Here is a 16,854-nt window from a genome sequence, read left to right as displayed (position 1 = left end):
TCATTCTGATTACCCTACAGGTTGTGCTGTTCAGAATGAACCTAGCGAAAAGCTATGATTCAGGAGTGCAACAATGAGTACATTAAGCCACGCGGCGAGCAGCGCTGAGAAGCGCACAAATGCTCGCTACTGGATAGTGGTGATGCTGTTTATCGTCACATCCTTCAACTATGGCGACCGCGCGACGCTGTCGATTGCCGGCTCGGAAATGGCAAAAGACATTGGTCTCGATCCGGTTGGTATGGGGTATGTCTTCTCCGCGTTTTCATGGGCCTATGTGATTGGCCAAATACCCGGCGGTTGGCTGCTTGACCGCTTCGGCTCGAAACGCGTTTACTTCTGGTCCATCTTTATCTGGTCCATGTTTACCCTCCTGCAAGGCTTTGTCGATATCTTCAATGGTTTCGGCATTATCGTTGCGCTTTTCACCTTACGTTTTCTGGTGGGATTGGCGGAAGCACCCTCCTTCCCGGGCAATAGCCGCATCGTCGCAGCCTGGTTCCCGGCACAGGAAAGGGGCACGGCGGTGGCGATATTTAACTCCGCACAATATTTTGCCACGGTTATTTTTGCGCCCATCATGGGTTGGCTGACGCATGAAGTAGGCTGGTCGCACGTCTTCTTCTTTATGGGTGGCCTTGGGATCATCATTAGCTTTGTGTGGCTGAAAGTGATCCACGAACCCAATCAACATCCTGGCGTTAACAAGAAAGAACTGGAGTACATTGCCGAAGGTGGCGCGCTGATCAACATGGATCAGAAAAGCACAAAAGAAAAAGTGCCGTTTAGCCAGAAGTGGGGGCAGATCAAGCAGCTTGTCGGTTCGCGCATGATGATCGGTATCTACCTTGGGCAGTACTGCATTAACGCTCTTACCTACTTCTTTATTACCTGGTTTCCGGTCTATCTGGTGCAGGCGCGCGGGATGTCGATCCTCAAAGCAGGGTTTATTGCCTCCATTCCCGCAGTGTGTGGATTTATCGGCGGGGTGCTCGGCGGTGTGATTTCGGACTGGCTGATGCGTCGGACTGGCTCGCTGAATATCGCACGTAAAACGCCCATTGTGGTAGGGATGCTGCTCTCCATGTCGATGGTGTTCTGTAACTACGTGAATGTGGAGTGGATGATTGTCGGCTTTATGGCGATGGCCTTCTTTGGTAAAGGGATTGGTGCGCTGGGCTGGGCGGTGATGGCAGATACCGCACCGAAAGAGATCAGTGGGCTTAGCGGTGGTCTGTTCAATATGTTCGGTAATATTTCCGGTATTGTCACCCCGATTGCGATTGGCTATATCGTCGGCACCACAGGCTCGTTTAACGGCGCACTGATCTACGTGGGTGTCCACGCGCTGGTGGCGGTGTTGAGCTACCTGGTGCTGGTGGGCGACATTAAACGCGTTGAGCTGAAACCCGTCGCGGGGCAGGCATGATGAATACTCAATCAAGCCCCGTCATTACTGACATGCAAGTCATTCCGGTCGCCGGGCATGACAGCATGCTCCTCAATATTGGTGGCGCACACAGTGCGTATTTCACCCGTAATATCGTGGTCCTCACCGATAGCGCCGGTAATACCGGCGTAGGTGAAGCCCCTGGCGGCGAAGTGATTTTACAGACTCTGCTCGATGCTGTTCCAATGGTGATTGGGCAGGAAATCGCTCGCCTGAATAAGGTGGTTCAGCGTGTACATAAAGGCAATCAGGCCGCCGATTTCGATACGTTTGGCAACGGGGCCTGGACTTTTGAACTGCGCGTCAACGCCGTCGCCGCGCTGGAGGCAGCCCTTCTCGATCTGCTGGGCAAGACGCTCAACGTCCCGGTGTGTGAACTGTTAGGCCCAGGCAAGCAGCGTGATGCCGTCACGGTCCTCGGTTATCTTTTCTACGTGGGTGACCGCACTAAAACCGATCTCCCGTATCTGGAATATACTTCGGGCAGTCACGACTGGTATCACTTGCGCCATCAGGAAGCGCTCACCCGCGAGGCGGTAGTGCAGCTGGCGGAAGCCGCGCAGGATCGCTACGGGTTTAAAGATTTCAAACTCAAGGGTGGCGTACTACCGGGCGAGCAGGAGATCGACAGCGTCCGCGCATTGATAAAACGTTTTCCGGATGCGCGTATTACCGTTGATCCCAACGGCGCGTGGCTGCTGGATGAAGCCATTGCGCTGTGCAAAGGTCTCAACGGCGTGCTGACCTACGCGGAAGATCCGTGTGGTGCCGAGCAAGGTTTTTCCGGGCGTGAAGTGATGGCAGAGTTTCGTCGCGCCACGGGTCTGCCGGTGGCGACCAACATGATTGCGACGAACTGGCGCGAAATGGGCCACGCGGTGATGCTGAATTCGGTGGATATTCCGCTGGCGGATCCGCACTTCTGGACGCTCTCCGGTGCGGTGCGTGTTGCGCAGCTTTGCGACGACTGGGGTTTAACCTGGGGCTGCCATTCGAATAACCACTTTGATATCTCTCTGGCGATGTTTACCCACGTTGGTGCTGCGGCTCCAGGTACGCCGACCGCCATTGATACCCACTGGATCTGGCAGGAGGGCGATGCGCGCCTGACCAAAAACCCGCTTGAGATTAAAGACGGTAAAATTACCGTACCGGATGCACCGGGATTAGGCGTTGAGCTGGACTGGGATCAGGTCCACAAGGCGCATGAACTCTACAAGAAACTGCCGGGTGGTGCGCGCAATGACGCAGGCCCAATGCAATATCTTGTTCCCGGCTGGACCTTTGACCGCAAACGCCCGGCGTTCGGTCGCCACTAATCAAAAGGATTGAATAATGAACACTTTTTCTACTCCTGTCGTAACGTCTATGCAGATTGTCCCGGTTGCGGGCCACGACAGCATGCTGATGAACCTGAGCGGTGCCCACGCCCCGTTCTTTACCCGCAACATTGTCATTATTAAAGACAACTCCGGACATACCGGCGTGGGTGAAATTCCCGGCGGCGAGAAGATCCGCAAAACGCTGGAAGACGCGACGGCGTTAGTGGTGGGTAAAACGCTGGGCGAGTACAAAAACGTCTTAAATGTGGTGAGAAGTACCTTTGCCGATCGTGATGCGAGCGGGCGTGGGCTGCAAACATTTGATCTGCGCACCACTATCCATGTGGTGACGGGAATTGAGGCCGCGATGCTGGATCTGCTCGGTCAGCATTTGGGGGTGAATGTCGCCTCGCTGCTCGGCGAGGGCCAGCAGCGCAGCGAAGTGGAAATGCTGGGTTATCTGTTTTTCGTGGGCGATCGCAAACTTACGCCGCTGGCGTATCAGAGCCAGCCGGATGAGAAATGCGACTGGTATCGCTTGCGTCACGATGAAGCGATGACCCCTGATGCGGTGGTTCGACTGGCGGAAGCCGCATATGACAAGTACGGTTTTAACGATTTCAAACTGAAGGGCGGCGTGCTGGCCGGTGAAGAAGAGGCTAAGTCGATTGAAGCGCTGGCGAAACGCTTCCCGCAGGCGCGCGTGACGCTCGATCCAAACGGTGCCTGGTCGCTCGATGAAGCCATCAAAATTGGCAAGCGGCTGAAAGGCGTGCTGGCGTACGCCGAAGATCCGTGCGGTGCTGAGCAAGGGTTCTCTGGTCGTGAAGTGATGGCCGAGTTCCGTCGTGCGACAGGATTGCCAACCGCCACCAATATGATTGCCACCGACTGGCGTCAGATGGGGCATACGCTTTCGTTGCAATCGGTGGATATTCCGCTGGCCGACCCGCACTTCTGGACCATGCAAGGTTCAGTGCGCGTGGCGCAGATGTGTCATGAATTCGGGCTGACCTGGGGCTCACATTCCAATAACCATTTCGATATTTCTCTGGCGATGTTCACTCACGTTGCGGCTGCAGCGCCAGGTAATATCACCGCTATTGATACACACTGGATTTGGCAGGAGGGGAATCAGCGCCTGACGAAACGGCCATTCGACATTAAAGGTGGGATGGTGCAGGTACCGACCACGCCAGGCCTGGGTGTCGAACTGGATATGGATCAGCTGATAAAAGCCCACGAGCTATACCAGAAGCACGGTCTGGGTGCGCGTGATGATGCGATGGCAATGCAGTATCTGATTCCTGACTGGACGTTCGACAATAAACGTCCGTGCATGGTACGCTAAACGAATTGGGACCGCTCCCATGGGCGGTCATTTGCTTAGTGAATGATGACCACAGCCAACATGCGTAAGGATGCTAAATGAAAATAGTGATCGCACCGGACTCGTATAAGGAAAGTTTGAGTGCTCTTGAAGTCGCCACGGCGATAGAGCAAGGGTTTCGCGAAATCTGGCCTGATGCGGATTACGTAAAACTCCCGGTAGCGGACGGTGGTGAAGGGACTGTCGAAGCCATGGTCGCGGCGACCGCTGGCCGAATGGTGCATGTTGATGTGACGGGCCCGCTTGGGGTGAGCGTTCAGGCCTTTTATGGGCTATCGGGTGACGAACGATCGGCATTTATTGAAATGGCGGCAGCGAGCGGTCTGGAACTGGTGAAACCCGCGCAGCGAAACCCACTCACCACAACGTCCTGGGGAACCGGGGAGCTGATAAGCCATGCTCTGGATGCGGGAGTGAAGCACATTATCATCGGCATCGGTGGGAGTGCGACGAATGACGGCGGAGCCGGAATGGTACAGGCGCTGGGGGCGAAGCTGCTCACCAGTGAGGGAAAGCCTATCGGGCAGGGCGGCGGTGAACTTGACCGCCTGGCACGCATTGATATCAGCGGGCTGGATAAAAGACTGGCTGACTGTCGCATTGAGGTCGCCTGCGACGTCACCAATCCGCTAACCGGAGAAGAGGGCGCATCGGCGGTATTTGGCCCACAGAAGGGCGCAACGCCGGAGATGATTGAACGACTGGACAAGTCGCTTGCGCATTACGCTCAGGTTATTGCTCATGATTTAGATATGGACGTGCTCAACCTTTCGGGTGGCGGTGCTGCGGGTGGAATGGGCGCGGCGCTGTATGCGTTTTGCGGCGCTCAACTGCGTCAGGGCATTGAGATAGTGACCGACGCTCTGCAACTGGATAAGCAGGTTGCCGATGCTGATTTAGTGATTACTGGCGAAGGGCGTATCGACAGCCAAACGATTCATGGAAAAGTCCCCGTTGGCGTGGCGAGGGTCGCCAAACGCTTTAACAAACCGGTTATCGGGATTGCGGGCAGTCTCACGGCCGACGTTGGCGTGGTACATGAACACGGTGTGGATGCAGTATTCAGCGTGATTTATACCGTCTGCACCTTAGAAGAGGCGCTGGAAAATGCCGAAGAAAACGTGCGACTGGCGGCAAGGAATATCGCGGCCACGCTGAAGGTCGGAATGGGGATGTAACATCCCCTCATCCTGTTATCCGAGAATTTTCCTCGCTTCGCGGGTCACGTTATCCATCTCATCCAGCAGCTCAAGAAATTCCGGCTCCAGCTCCGATTCAGGTGTGCCGGAACGCAGCTGCTGCTCCAGCAAATGGCAGAGGCTCTTCAGGCGCGGTACGCCGCTGTAGCCGCAGCTACCGTGCAGCTTATGAATGGCATCAACCAGTTCTTCCGGATTCTCGCCCACCAGCTGTTCTTCCACTTTGTTGCGGATCTCAGGCAGGAAGCCGATGAGCATTTGCAGCATTTCCCGCGCCAAATCGGGTTTCCCTGCCGCCTGACGCAGCGCGAGCTGCCAGTCTAGTGTGGCATTAGGATTGATTGTTATCTCGGCAGGTTTGGGGGGCGCGAGGTAGTTTGCGGCTGCGATGCCGGGTTTATAGCGTATCAACAAGCTATGAAGCTTTTCTTCGTCGATCGGTTTCGCCAGATAATCATTCATTCCAGCACCGAGGAGTTTTTCTTTCTGCCCGGCCATGGCGTGCGCTGTCACGGCTATCACCGGTGTCTGCTGCTGGTGGGGAAGCTGGCGAATCAGCTCACAGGCGCGAATGCCATCCATACCTGGCATCTGAATATCCATCAGAATCAGGTCAAACTGCATTTGTTTCGCTTTTTCAAGTGCCTGCTCACCGCCGTCGCACAGCTCAACGTGTTGCACGTGATCGTCCAGCAATACACCGATGAGCTTCAGGTTTGCCGGGTTGTCATCCACGGCCATAACGCTCATCGGCAATTTATGGTCGTCGTTAACTGTCGGCAGCGCAGGATGATTAATGCGGCAATATTCGGTCAATGCAGGCAGCAGACGCGTTGCGGTAAGTGGTTTCAACAGACAGGCGGCAGCACCGTCATTTTTCAGCTCTTCGGCATTAATTTGGGCATGACACGGCAGGGCTAACAGCAGGTAATCGGTCATCGAGGCGGCTTTCGCCAGGCGCTCCTGCTGCATCGTTAGCTCACCGGTGAACGTCACCGGAATTCCCATCAACAGAATATCGTAATGATCGACGGCCAGCGCAGAAAACGTCGGGCTGTAGATAACGTCCAGCGGCGTCGTACCCAACACATCCAGAGTGCTTTGAGCCGCAGCAGCGTTGGGTTCGATATAGGCCAGGCGTTTACCTCGCAGGCAATGGGTCGCCGGGCCTTCGATTATCACGTTCGGATTGAGATCGAGGTTGATATGGAACCAGAACGTTGACCCGCGATTTGGCTGGCTATGGAAGGAGATATCGCCGCCCATCTCTTTCACCAGTTTCTGCGTAATCACCAGCCCCAGCCCGGTTCCGCCGTGACGACGTGAAATGCTGGCATCCGCCTGCCGGAACGCCTGGAATAATCGCGACTGGTCGCGTTCCGGGATGCCAATACCGGTATCGCGGATTTGTTATTACTGATCGCTCGTCGTTCAACCAGCACGTCGATATTGCCGCTTTCCGTAAACTTAATAGCATTCCCGACCAGATTCGTGATCACCTGCTGCAAACGCAGCGGGTCGCCGATGACGTTATCCGGCACGTCATTCTTAATGTTGAGCGTCAGCTCTAAACCTTTGTCGTGCGAAGAGTGTGCTAACAGCGTGACGATTTCGTCCAGCGTGCTGCGTAGCGGGAATGGAATACTTTCAAGGATAAGTTTACCGGCCTCCAGCTTCGAGAAATCAAGCACGTCATTGATGATTGCCAGCAGGTTGTTGGCGGAACGTTCGATGGTATGCAGGTGATCGCGCTGGGTCGGGTTGAGTTCGGATTTCAGCGTCAGACGGGTAAAACCAATCACGCCGTTGAGCGGGGTGCGCAGCTCGTGAGACATATTGGCGAGAAACTCGGACTTAATGCGCGCTGCTTCCTGGGCGCGTTTTTTCGCCAAATCCAGCTCGACGTTCTGAATCTCCATTTGCTCCAGCGTTTCTCGCAAGTCGGAGGTCGCCTGATCGACGTTATGCTGCATCTCTTCATGATAGGCCGCAAGCGACATAGCCATCGAGTTAATGCCGTTTTTCAGCATATCCAGCTCACCGAGCATGAACCCTTCAACGCGGCTATCGAGTTGCCCACGACGAATACGATCGACGGTATTCACCATGTTACGAATCGGCCCCGTCACGTCGCGCATTAATCGCCAGCCAAAAATAAGCGCGATGCCAATACAAAACAGCATCATCACGCTGGAAATGAAAATTTCTTTGTACTGCTGTAGCCGCACCGACTTGAGATCCAGTTCGAGCGCCACATACCCCAACATATTATTGCTGGCCTTGGCATCTGAGATAGCTGACTCATCGGGTGAATAGCTTTCCGATACAATCGGTGTGCGGAGGATCATAATATCGCCCCGGCGAAGTACGCTGAGATGGCGCGGAATAGGCGACCCTTCCGGTATTTTAAGTTCGCTGGGATCAAGGTGGAAATTTGAGGTCACGAACAGCCGGTTGTGTTCGTCATAGACCGAAATCGCCCGCACGATCTCCGAATGACGGCGGTGCAGGACGCTTATCAATTGACCAAGCGACTCACGATTTTGCAGGTTCATACCGTATTCGCTTGAGACGGCAAGCGGCTCAATGATGCTGGCTCCGGCATCTTCCAGCTGTTGCTGCAAGTCGTTGTAACGGTGCACAACGAAGAAGATGCTCAGCAACAAACCGATTAAAACGGTTGGGGCAAGGATCAAAATCATCATGCGCGCACGCAGGCTGTAGTTGGTCATGGAGTTCCGTTATGGGACAATTAGGGTCATTATGTTTATTTGAGACAATTCTCGGCAATGGCGCAATTCTACTCTGCAAAGCGACGCGTGACGACGCGTCAGATCATAACTGTTAATGCCATAGACCTGGATTCGTTTGGTCAGGGCGTAGCGCGTCATCACGGCAAAACGTTGTTTGTTCCCGGATTATTACCGAATGAACGCGCCGAAGTCACCCTGACGGAAGATAAAAGCAAGTATGCACGTGGTCAGGTCAAACGTCGTCTTAATGATAGTCCCGATCGCGTTTCGCCACGCTGCCCGCATTTTGGCGTGTGCGGCGGGTGTCAGCAACAGCACGCGAGCGTTGCTCTACAACAGAGCAGTAAAAGCGCATCTCTGGCACGAATGATTAAGCATGACGTCAACGAAATTATCGCAGGTGAATCCTGGGGCTATCGTCGTCGCGCCCGTCTTAGCCTGAACTATCAGCCAAAAGCACAGCATCTGGAGATGGGATTTCGAAAAGCAGGCTCCAGTGACATCGTTGAGGTGAAGCAATGCCCTATTTTGGCGCCCCATCTTGAGGCATTACTGCCGCAGGTACGTGAATGTCTCTCTGAATTACAGGGCGTGCGTGCGCTCGGACATGTGGAGCTGGTGCTTGCCGATCACGGGCCGCTGATGGTGTTACGTCACACTGCGCCGCTTTCTGTAAAAGATCGTGAAAAACTGGAACGCTTTTCGCATTCTCACGAGCTGGCTCTGTTCCTGGCACCGCAAAGCGAGATACTTGAACAGGTTACCGGTGAGACGCCCTGGTATTCGTCCGACGGGCTACGCTTAACGTTCAGTCCACGCGACTTTATCCAGGTGAACGACGGTGTGAACCAGCAGATGGTCGCTAAAGCGATGGCATGGCTCGATGTTAAGCCCGATGACCGGGTGCTGGATCTGTTCTGTGGCATGGGGAATTTTACTCTGCCGCTGGCGCAACGCGCAGCATGCGTTGTGGGCGTTGAAGGCGTCGAGGCGCTGGTCGAGAAGGGCCAAAAAAATGCGCTTCAGAACGGATTGCAGAATGTCACCTTCTTCCATGAAAATCTGGAAGAGGATGTCACGCAGCAACCCTGGGCGTCGCAAGGTTTTGATAAAATTTTGCTCGATCCTGCGCGCGCGGGTGCGCCAGGCGTAATGCAGCATATAATTAAACTCGCGCCAAAACGCGTGGTCTATGTTTCCTGTAACCCCGCGACGTTAGCGCGGGACAGTGAAGCGTTATTAAGTGCGGGTTACCAGATTCAGCGTCTGGCAATGCTTGATATGTTCCCGCACACTGGGCATCTGGAATCAATGGTGTTGTTTGAGCTCTAGTGATTAGTTTCGGCTTGTCGAATTCGACAGGCCCTTGTCCCTAAAGGAGAGGACGATGGTTGCGGTAAGAAGTGCACATCTCAATAAAGCTGGTGAGTTTGACCCACAAAAATGGATCGTAAGTCTGGGGATTTCCAGCCAGCAGTCGTGTGAACGCTTAACCGAAACCTGGGCCTATTGTCTGCGTACCACGCAAGGTCACGCTGACGCCGATTTGCTGTTATGGCGCGGCGTAGAGATGGTCGAAATCCTCTCGATGCTCAATATGGATATCGAAACGCTCCAGGCCGCACTGCTGTTCCCACTGGCGGATGCCGAAGTGGTGAGCGAGGACGTCCTGCGTGAGAGCGTGGGTAACTCTGTCGTTGAGCTGATCCACGGCGTGCGCGATATGGCGGCTATTCGTCAGCTTAAAGCGGCCCACACTGACTCCGTCTCTTCTGAGCAGGTCGATAACGTTCGCCGCATGTTGCTGGCAATGGTCGACGATTTCCGCTGCGTGGTCATTAAGCTTGCTGAGCGCGTGGCGCATCTGCGCGAAGTGAAAGACGCGCCAGAAGATGAACGCGTGCTGGCGGCAAAAGAGTGCACCAATATTTATGCGCCGCTGGCGAACCGCTTAGGTATCGGGCAACTGAAATGGGAGCTGGAAGATTACTGCTTCCGCTATCTGCATCCTGACGAATACAAACGCATTGCCAAACTCCTGCACGAGCGTCGCATCGACAGGGAGCATTACATCGACGAATTTGTCGGTGGACTGCGCAAGGCGATGAAAGAAGAAAACGTACGTGCCGAAGTGTATGGCCGTCCGAAACACATCTACAGCATCTGGCGCAAAATGCAGAAAAAACAGCTCGCCTTTGACGAGCTGTTTGACGTGCGCGCGGTGCGTATCGTGGCCGACCGTTTACAGGATTGCTACGCCGCTTTGGGGATAGTGCATACTCACTTCCGCCATTTGCCGGATGAGTTCGACGATTATGTCGCGAACCCGAAACCGAACGGCTATCAGTCGATTCACACCGTGGTGCTGGGCCCTGGCGGTAAAACGGTCGAGATTCAAATTCGTACCAAACAGATGCACGAGGATGCCGAGCTTGGCGTGGCCGCGCACTGGAAGTACAAAGAAGGTCCGTCCAGCGGCACGCGTACGGGCCATGAAGATCGCATTGCCTGGCTGCGTAAGCTTATCGCCTGGCAGGAAGAGATGGCCGACTCGGGCGAATTGCTCGACGAAGTGCGCAGCCAGGTCTTTGACGACCGGGTGTATGTCTTTACGCCAAAAGGGGACGTGGTCGACCTGCCGACCGGTTCCACGCCGCTCGACTTTGCCTACCACATCCACAGCGATGTCGGACACCGCTGCATCGGCGCAAAAATTGGTGGGCGTATCGTGCCGTTTACCTACCAGTTGCAGATGGGCGACCAGATTGAAATCATCACTCAGAAGCAGCCAAACCCAAGCCGCGATTGGCTAAACCCAAATCTGGGTTACGTTACTACCAGCCGTGGACGCTCCAAAATCCACGCCTGGTTCCGTAAGCAGGATCGTGACAAAAACATTATTGCGGGTCGTCAGATTCTGGATGACGAACTGGAACATATTGGCATTAGCCTGAAAGAAGCTGAAAAGCAGTTGCTTCCGCGTTACAACTTCAACGAGTTGGATGAACTGCTGGCGGCCATTGGTGGTGGCGATATTCGCATCAACCAGATGGTTAATTTCCTGCAGGCGCAGTTCAATAAGCCAAGCGCAGCAGAACAAGATGCCGCCGCGCTGAAACAGCTTCAGCAGAAAACCCATGCTCCGCAGCAGCGCAGTAAAGATAATGGCCGGGTGGTGGTCGAAGGTGTTGGCAATCTGATGCACCATATCGCCCGCTGCTGCCAGCCGATTCCTGGCGATGACATTGTTGGCTTCATCACCCAAGGACGGGGTATTTCGATTCACCGTTCCGACTGTGACCAGTTAGCCGAGCTGCAATCCCATGCGCCCGAGCGCATCGTGGATGCCGTCTGGGGGGAAAGCTATTCCGCTGGTTATTCGCTAGTGGTTCGCGTCACCGCCAACGACCGCAGCGGCTTGCTTCGTGATATCACCACCATTCTTGCCAACGAGAAGGTCAACGTATTGGGGGTCGCCAGCCGTAGCGATACCCGCGAGCAGCTTGCCACCATCGATATGACTATCGAAATCTACAACCTGCAGGTGCTGGGCCTTGTGCTTGGCAAGCTGAACCAGGTACCAGATGTGATTGACGCCCGTCGTCTGCACGGCGGTTAACTGCACTTTTTTTGTAAACCGGGTAAGGCGCACGCCGCCCGGTTTGATTCTTTAATGGAAATGATCATGACCCAAATTGACCGCCTGCTTGGCATAATGAAACGCCTGCGAGACCCGGAAAACGGCTGTCCGTGGGACAAAGAGCAGACTTTCGCGACCATCGCGCCTTACACCCTGGAAGAAACTTACGAAGTGCTGGATGCGATTTCTCGCGAGGATTTCGACGATCTGCGCGGTGAGTTGGGTGACTTGCTGTTTCAGGTGGTGTTCTACGCACAAATGGCACAGGAAGAAGAACGTTTCAATTTCGACGATATCTGTGCGGCCATCAGCGACAAACTTGAGCGCCGTCATCCCCATATCTTTGGTGATGCAACCGCCAGCAACAGCACAGAAGTGCTGGCGCGTTGGGAACAAATCAAAACCTCTGAACGTGCCGAAAAGTCGCAGCATTCCGCTCTCGACGATATTCCGTTGAATCTGCCTGCGCTAATGCGTGCGCATAAAATCCAGAAGCGTTGTTCAACCGTCGGTTTTGACTGGACCTCGCTCGGCCCGGTGCTGGATAAAGTGCACGAAGAGATCGATGAAGTGATGCACGAAGCAAAGCAAGCGGTGGTGGATGAGGCCAGGCTGGAAGAGGAGATGGGCGATTTACTTTTCGCAACGGTGAACCTGTCTCGTCATTTAGGGGTAAAAGCCGAGACTGCCCTGCAAAAAGCGAACCTGAAATTCGAGCGACGCTTTCGCGAAGTTGAGCGTATTGTCGCCGCTCGTGGTCTGGAGATGACCGGCGTTGACCTCGATTTGATGGAAGAAGTCTGGCAGGAAGTAAAACGCCAGGAATATGATCTCTAACGGATTTTCGCGATCAAGCGCAATTTGTGTGATTTTTTAAATGACAAGCGCTTGATTTGCGTCAAAAACAATTACCCAAAAGGGGCTATTTTCTCACTCCCTATGTTTGTCAAAGCCTGAGGCAGGAGACGGAGAATGAAAGTTTGTGGCACTCGCCGTGTTCGGGTATACTACTTTCCCGTCTTGGTTATTCCATCATTCCAACCTAACTTCTCAGGTTCAGCATGACAACGAACTATATTTTTGTAACCGGCGGGGTTGTATCCTCTCTGGGTAAAGGCATTGCCGCAGCCTCTCTCGCGGCCATTCTTGAAGCCCGTGGCCTCAATGTGACCATGATGAAATTGGATCCGTACATCAACGTCGATCCAGGCACCATGAGCCCAATCCAGCACGGCGAAGTGTTCGTTACTGAAGACGGCGCTGAAACCGATTTGGACTTAGGCCACTACGAGCGCTTCATTCGCACCAAAATGAGCCGTCGTAATAACTTCACTACGGGTCGTATCTACTCTGACGTTCTGCGTAAAGAGCGCCGTGGCGACTACTTAGGCGCAACCGTTCAGGTAATCCCTCATATCACCAATGCAATCAAAGAGCGCATCGTTGCCGGTGGCGAAGGCCACGACGTGGTGCTGGTTGAAATTGGCGGTACTGTTGGTGATATCGAATCTCTGCCATTCCTGGAAGCGATTCGTCAGTTGGCAGTAGATATTGGTCGTGAACACGCGCTGTTTATGCACCTGACGCTGGTGCCTTACATGGCCGCTGCCGGTGAAGTGAAAACCAAACCGACTCAGCACTCCGTGAAAGAACTGCTTTCTATCGGTATCCAGCCGGATATCCTGATTTGCCGTTCCGATCGTGCCGTTCCAGCGAACGAACGTGCGAAAATTGCATTGTTCTGTAACGTTGCTGAAAAGGCTGTGATTTCTCTGAAAGACGTCGATTCCATTTATAAAATTCCAGGTATGTTGAAATCACAGGGTCTGGACGATTATATTTGTAAACGATTCAGCTTGAACTGTCCGGAAGCTAATCTGTCAGAATGGGAACAGGTTATCTACGAAGAAGCGAATCCGGCAGGCGAAGTGACTATCGGTATGGTTGGCAAGTATATTGAACTGCCAGATGCTTATAAGTCCGTTATCGAAGCGCTGAAACACGGCGGCCTGAAGAACCGCGTCACCGTTAACATCAAGCTGATTGATTCGCAGGATGTCGAAACGCGCGGTGTCGAAATTCTGAAAGATCTGGATGCTATTCTTATCCCTGGCGGCTTCGGCTACCGCGGCGTAGAAGGCAAGATTGCTACCGCACGCTATGCGCGTGAAAATAATATTCCTTACCTTGGCATTTGCCTGGGTATGCAGGTTGCGTTGATTGAGTTTGCTCGTAACGTCGTCGGTATGGAAAACGCAAACTCTACGGAATTTGTGCCAGACTGTAAGTACCCTGTTGTGGCGCTTATCACCGAATGGCGTGATGAAGACGGTAACGTCGAAGTCCGTACTGAGAAGAGCGATCTGGGTGGCACGATGCGTCTTGGTGCTCAGGCTTGTCAGGTTTCTGACGACAGTCTGGTTCGCAAGATGTATGGCTCAACGACCATCACCGAGCGCCATCGTCACCGCTACGAAGTCAACAATATGCTGTTGAAACAAATTGAAGCTGCAGGTCTGCGTATTGCGGGCCGTTCCGGGGACGATCAGTTAGTCGAGATCATTGAAGTGCCAAACCATCCTTGGTTCGTCGCTTGCCAATTCCACCCGGAATTTACTTCAACGCCGCGTGATGGGCATCCGCTGTTCGCAGGCTTTGTGAAAGCCGCCAGCGATTTCCAAAAGCGTCAGGCGAAGTAAAAAAGTTAGAACGACAACGCGTACCTTGAGTACGCGTTGTTTGTCTGGAGTTTTAGTTTAACTTGTACTGAGGAAAATCTAATGTCCAAAATCGTTAAAGTCATCGGTCGTGAAATCATCGACTCCCGTGGTAACCCTACCGTTGAAGCTGAAGTTCACCTTGAAGGTGGTTTCGTCGGTATGGCAGCTGCGCCGTCAGGTGCTTCTACTGGTTCCCGCGAAGCGTTGGAACTGCGCGATGGCGACAAATCCCGTTACATGGGCAAAGGCGTAACCAAAGCTGTTGGCGCGGTTAATGGCCCAATCGCTCAGGCTGTTCTTGGCAAAGATGCCAAAGACCAGGCTGGCATCGACAAGATCATGATCGATCTGGACGGTACTGAAAACAAATCTAACTTCGGTGCGAACGCTATCCTGGCGGTTTCCCTGGCTGCTGCTAAAGCTGCTGCGGCTTCTAAAGGTCAGGCGCTGTACGAACACATCGCTGAACTGAACGGCACCCCAGGCAAATACTCCATGCCGGTTCCAATGATGAACATCATCAACGGTGGCGAGCACGCGGACAACAACGTTGATATTCAGGAATTCATGATTCAGCCAGTTGGCGCGAAATCCCTGAAAGAAGCGGTTCGTATGGGTTCTGAAGTGTTCCATAACCTGGCTAAAGTTCTGAAAGCTAAAGGTATGAGCACTGCAGTTGGTGACGAAGGTGGCTATGCGCCTAACCTGGGTTCCAACGCAGAAGCACTGGCTGTTATCGCTGAAGCAGTGAAAGCAGCAGGCTACGAGCTGGGCACCGACATCACTCTGGCGATGGACTGTGCAGCATCTGAATTCTACAAAGACGGTAAATACGTTCTGGCTGGCGAAGGCAACAAAGCGTTCACCTCTGAAGAATTCACTCACTTCCTGGAAGACCTGACCAAACAGTATCCAATCGTCTCTATCGAAGACGGTCTGGACGAATCTGACTGGGACGGTTTTGCATACCAGACTAAAGTTCTGGGCGACAAAATCCAGCTGGTTGGTGACGATCTGTTCGTAACCAACACCAAGATCCTGAAAGAAGGTATCGACAAAGGCATCGTTAACTCCATCCTGATCAAATTCAACCAGATCGGTTCTCTGACCGAAACACTGGCTGCGATCAAAATGGCGAAAGACGCTGGCTACACTGCCGTTATCTCTCACCGTTCAGGCGAAACTGAAGACGCTACCATCGCTGACCTGGCTGTTGGTACCGCTGCTGGACAGATCAAAACGGGTTCTATGAGCCGTTCTGACCGCGTTGCTAAATACAACCAGCTGATTCGTATCGAAGAAGCATTGGGTGAAAAAGCGCCGTACAACGGTCGTAAAGAGATCAAAGGTCAGTAATCTGAACCTTCGCTCTTAAGAAAAAACCCGCTTCGGCGGGTTTTTTTATGGCTGAATTACAGTAACAGCGGAAGGGTAGCGCTCGCCGTTTGCTGGCTAGCATCACCGTACTGTGCATCCAACGAAATTAAGCCCATCGCCAGCAGTTCCACCAGCAACATCACGCCGACTTTGGCATTTAGCGCGCCTGCGCTTAGCGGTCCTTCAGGTTTTGCCGCTACCAGCAGCACATCACTCAAGGACGTCAGCGGGCTACGCGGCGTATTGCTCAGCGCCAGCACTCGCGCGCCACGTTTGCGCGCGAGCTTCACCACGTGGAGCAAATCGCGTGTTGAACCAGAGCTTGATATAGCGATAACCAAATCGTCAGACGTTAAGGTCGTTGCATTCATCGAAGCCCGATGCATGTCGCTGAATAACTGGGCGGTTTTACCCAGTCGAAGCAGCTTATAGTGCAGGTAATCGCCCAACGTGGCGCTGGCTGCAACGCCATAAATTGACACCGAACGTGCCTGATGGAGCACTTCGACGGCTTTTAGCAGGACATTTCTGTCCAGCAAACGCGCTGTATCCCGAAGCGCCAGTACGGACTCTTCGACGACTTCATCAATCTCATCGCCTTTCTTGCCCGGCGCTTGTTCACGCTGAACGTCCAGTGCCAGTGCCATTTTGAATTCGGTATAGCCTTTACATCCCAGGGTGCGACATAGCCGCGTCACGCTCGCTTCGCTGGTTTCGCTCTCACGAGCCAGTTCAGTGATGGTCAGGTAGAGCACCTTCGCCGGATCGTTTAATACAAACTCTCCCAGTTTTTGCTGCGTTGGGCTGTACCCAGAGACGCCCTGACGCAGCCTCAGCAGCAGATTTTCATTTTCTGACATGCAAGATCCTTAATGCGTTTCTCTGCTGGCTAGTGTGGGGGAAAGCGGGGGAGAGATGCCAGTCATTTTAAAAAAGTATGATCGACTTCCGTTTTATTGGTGATAATTTTCACTTTATTAATTTAATGTGGTAAAAATTTTCA

Annotated in this window: 10 protein-coding genes and 1 pseudogene; 9 read left to right on the top strand and 2 right to left on the bottom strand. The window is 53.5% G+C overall.

The window, feature by feature from the left end:
- Positions 1 to 73: 73 nt before the first annotated feature.
- The 4 genes from gudP to AC6EMZ_RS18075 all read left to right on the top strand — a co-directional run bounded on the left by gudP (position 74) and on the right by AC6EMZ_RS18075 (position 5,340).
- Complete coding sequence (gene gudP, locus AC6EMZ_RS18090) at positions 74 to 1,429, top strand: galactarate/glucarate/glycerate transporter GudP (RefSeq protein WP_498404146.1); 1,356 nt, start codon at positions 74 to 76, stop codon at positions 1,427 to 1,429.
- On the top strand, positions 1,429 to 2,769 hold the full coding sequence (locus tag AC6EMZ_RS18085; protein WP_498404200.1) for an enolase C-terminal domain-like protein: 1,341 nt from the start codon (positions 1,429 to 1,431) through the stop codon (positions 2,767 to 2,769). Before gudP ends, AC6EMZ_RS18085 begins: the two co-directional genes overlap by 1 nt.
- A gap of 16 nt (positions 2,770 to 2,785) precedes the next feature.
- Positions 2,786 to 4,123: a glucarate dehydratase gene (gene gudD, locus AC6EMZ_RS18080; protein WP_498404145.1), complete on the top strand. Its 1,338-nt coding sequence runs from the start codon at positions 2,786 to 2,788 to the stop codon at positions 4,121 to 4,123.
- 77 nt (positions 4,124 to 4,200) lie between these two features.
- Positions 4,201 to 5,340 carry a glycerate kinase gene (locus tag AC6EMZ_RS18075; RefSeq protein WP_498404144.1) on the top strand — a complete coding sequence of 380 codons (1,140 nt, stop codon included), beginning with the start codon at positions 4,201 to 4,203 and terminating at the stop codon, positions 5,338 to 5,340.
- A gap of 15 nt (positions 5,341 to 5,355) precedes the next feature.
- Here the strand turns inward: AC6EMZ_RS18075 and barA are convergent.
- Positions 5,356 to 8,093: pseudogene (gene barA, locus AC6EMZ_RS18070) on the bottom strand (two-component sensor histidine kinase BarA).
- A 57-nt stretch (positions 8,094 to 8,150) separates the two neighbouring features.
- Between barA and rlmD the strand changes: the two are divergent.
- The 5 genes from rlmD to eno all read left to right on the top strand — a co-directional run bounded on the left by rlmD (position 8,151) and on the right by eno (position 15,830).
- Positions 8,151 to 9,446: a 23S rRNA (uracil(1939)-C(5))-methyltransferase RlmD gene (rlmD, locus tag AC6EMZ_RS18065; protein ID WP_498404143.1), complete on the top strand. Its 1,296-nt coding sequence runs from the start codon at positions 8,151 to 8,153 to the stop codon at positions 9,444 to 9,446.
- Between the two features lie 55 nt (positions 9,447 to 9,501).
- Positions 9,502 to 11,733 carry a GTP diphosphokinase gene (gene relA, locus AC6EMZ_RS18060; protein ID WP_498404142.1) on the top strand — a complete coding sequence of 744 codons (2,232 nt, stop codon included), beginning with the start codon at positions 9,502 to 9,504 and terminating at the stop codon, positions 11,731 to 11,733.
- A gap of 66 nt (positions 11,734 to 11,799) precedes the next feature.
- On the top strand, positions 11,800 to 12,591 hold the full coding sequence (gene mazG, locus AC6EMZ_RS18055) for a nucleoside triphosphate pyrophosphohydrolase (protein WP_498404141.1): 792 nt from the start codon (positions 11,800 to 11,802) through the stop codon (positions 12,589 to 12,591).
- A gap of 224 nt (positions 12,592 to 12,815) precedes the next feature.
- Complete coding sequence (pyrG, locus tag AC6EMZ_RS18050) at positions 12,816 to 14,453, top strand: glutamine hydrolyzing CTP synthase (RefSeq protein WP_498404140.1); 1,638 nt, start codon at positions 12,816 to 12,818, stop codon at positions 14,451 to 14,453.
- Positions 14,454 to 14,534: 81 nt separating this feature from the next.
- The gene (eno, locus tag AC6EMZ_RS18045) at positions 14,535 to 15,830 is read left to right on the top strand and encodes a phosphopyruvate hydratase (RefSeq protein ID WP_498404139.1); all 1,296 of its coding nucleotides are present in this window, start codon (positions 14,535 to 14,537) and stop codon (positions 15,828 to 15,830) included.
- A gap of 56 nt (positions 15,831 to 15,886) precedes the next feature.
- Here the strand turns inward: eno and AC6EMZ_RS18040 are convergent, their stop codons facing one another.
- Complete coding sequence (locus AC6EMZ_RS18040; protein WP_498404138.1) at positions 15,887 to 16,711, bottom strand: MurR/RpiR family transcriptional regulator; 825 nt, start codon at positions 16,709 to 16,711, stop codon at positions 15,887 to 15,889.
- Positions 16,712 to 16,854: the final 143 nt, after the last annotated feature.

The sequence above is a fragment of the Enterobacter sp. SCRI0065 genome (genome assembly GCF_059766475.1).
Note: the sequence above shows the minus strand (reverse complement) of the source record. Positions and strands in the feature narration are given on the sequence as shown.

Coding starts and splice junctions, on each gene's coding strand:
- gudP (WP_498404146.1), top strand. CDS start 74: ATGAGTACATTAAGCCACGCGGCGAGCAGCGCTGAGAAGCGCACAAAT.
- AC6EMZ_RS18085 (WP_498404200.1), top strand. CDS start 1,429: ATGAATACTCAATCAAGCCCCGTCATTACTGACATGCAAGTCATTCCG.
- gudD (WP_498404145.1), top strand. CDS start 2,786: ATGAACACTTTTTCTACTCCTGTCGTAACGTCTATGCAGATTGTCCCG.
- AC6EMZ_RS18075 (WP_498404144.1), top strand. CDS start 4,201: ATGAAAATAGTGATCGCACCGGACTCGTATAAGGAAAGTTTGAGTGCT.
- rlmD (WP_498404143.1), top strand. CDS start 8,151: ATGGCGCAATTCTACTCTGCAAAGCGACGCGTGACGACGCGTCAGATC.
- relA (WP_498404142.1), top strand. CDS start 9,502: ATGGTTGCGGTAAGAAGTGCACATCTCAATAAAGCTGGTGAGTTTGAC.
- mazG (WP_498404141.1), top strand. CDS start 11,800: ATGACCCAAATTGACCGCCTGCTTGGCATAATGAAACGCCTGCGAGAC.
- pyrG (WP_498404140.1), top strand. CDS start 12,816: ATGACAACGAACTATATTTTTGTAACCGGCGGGGTTGTATCCTCTCTG.
- eno (WP_498404139.1), top strand. CDS start 14,535: ATGTCCAAAATCGTTAAAGTCATCGGTCGTGAAATCATCGACTCCCGT.
- AC6EMZ_RS18040 (WP_498404138.1), bottom strand. CDS start 16,711: ATGTCAGAAAATGAAAATCTGCTGCTGAGGCTGCGTCAGGGCGTCTCT.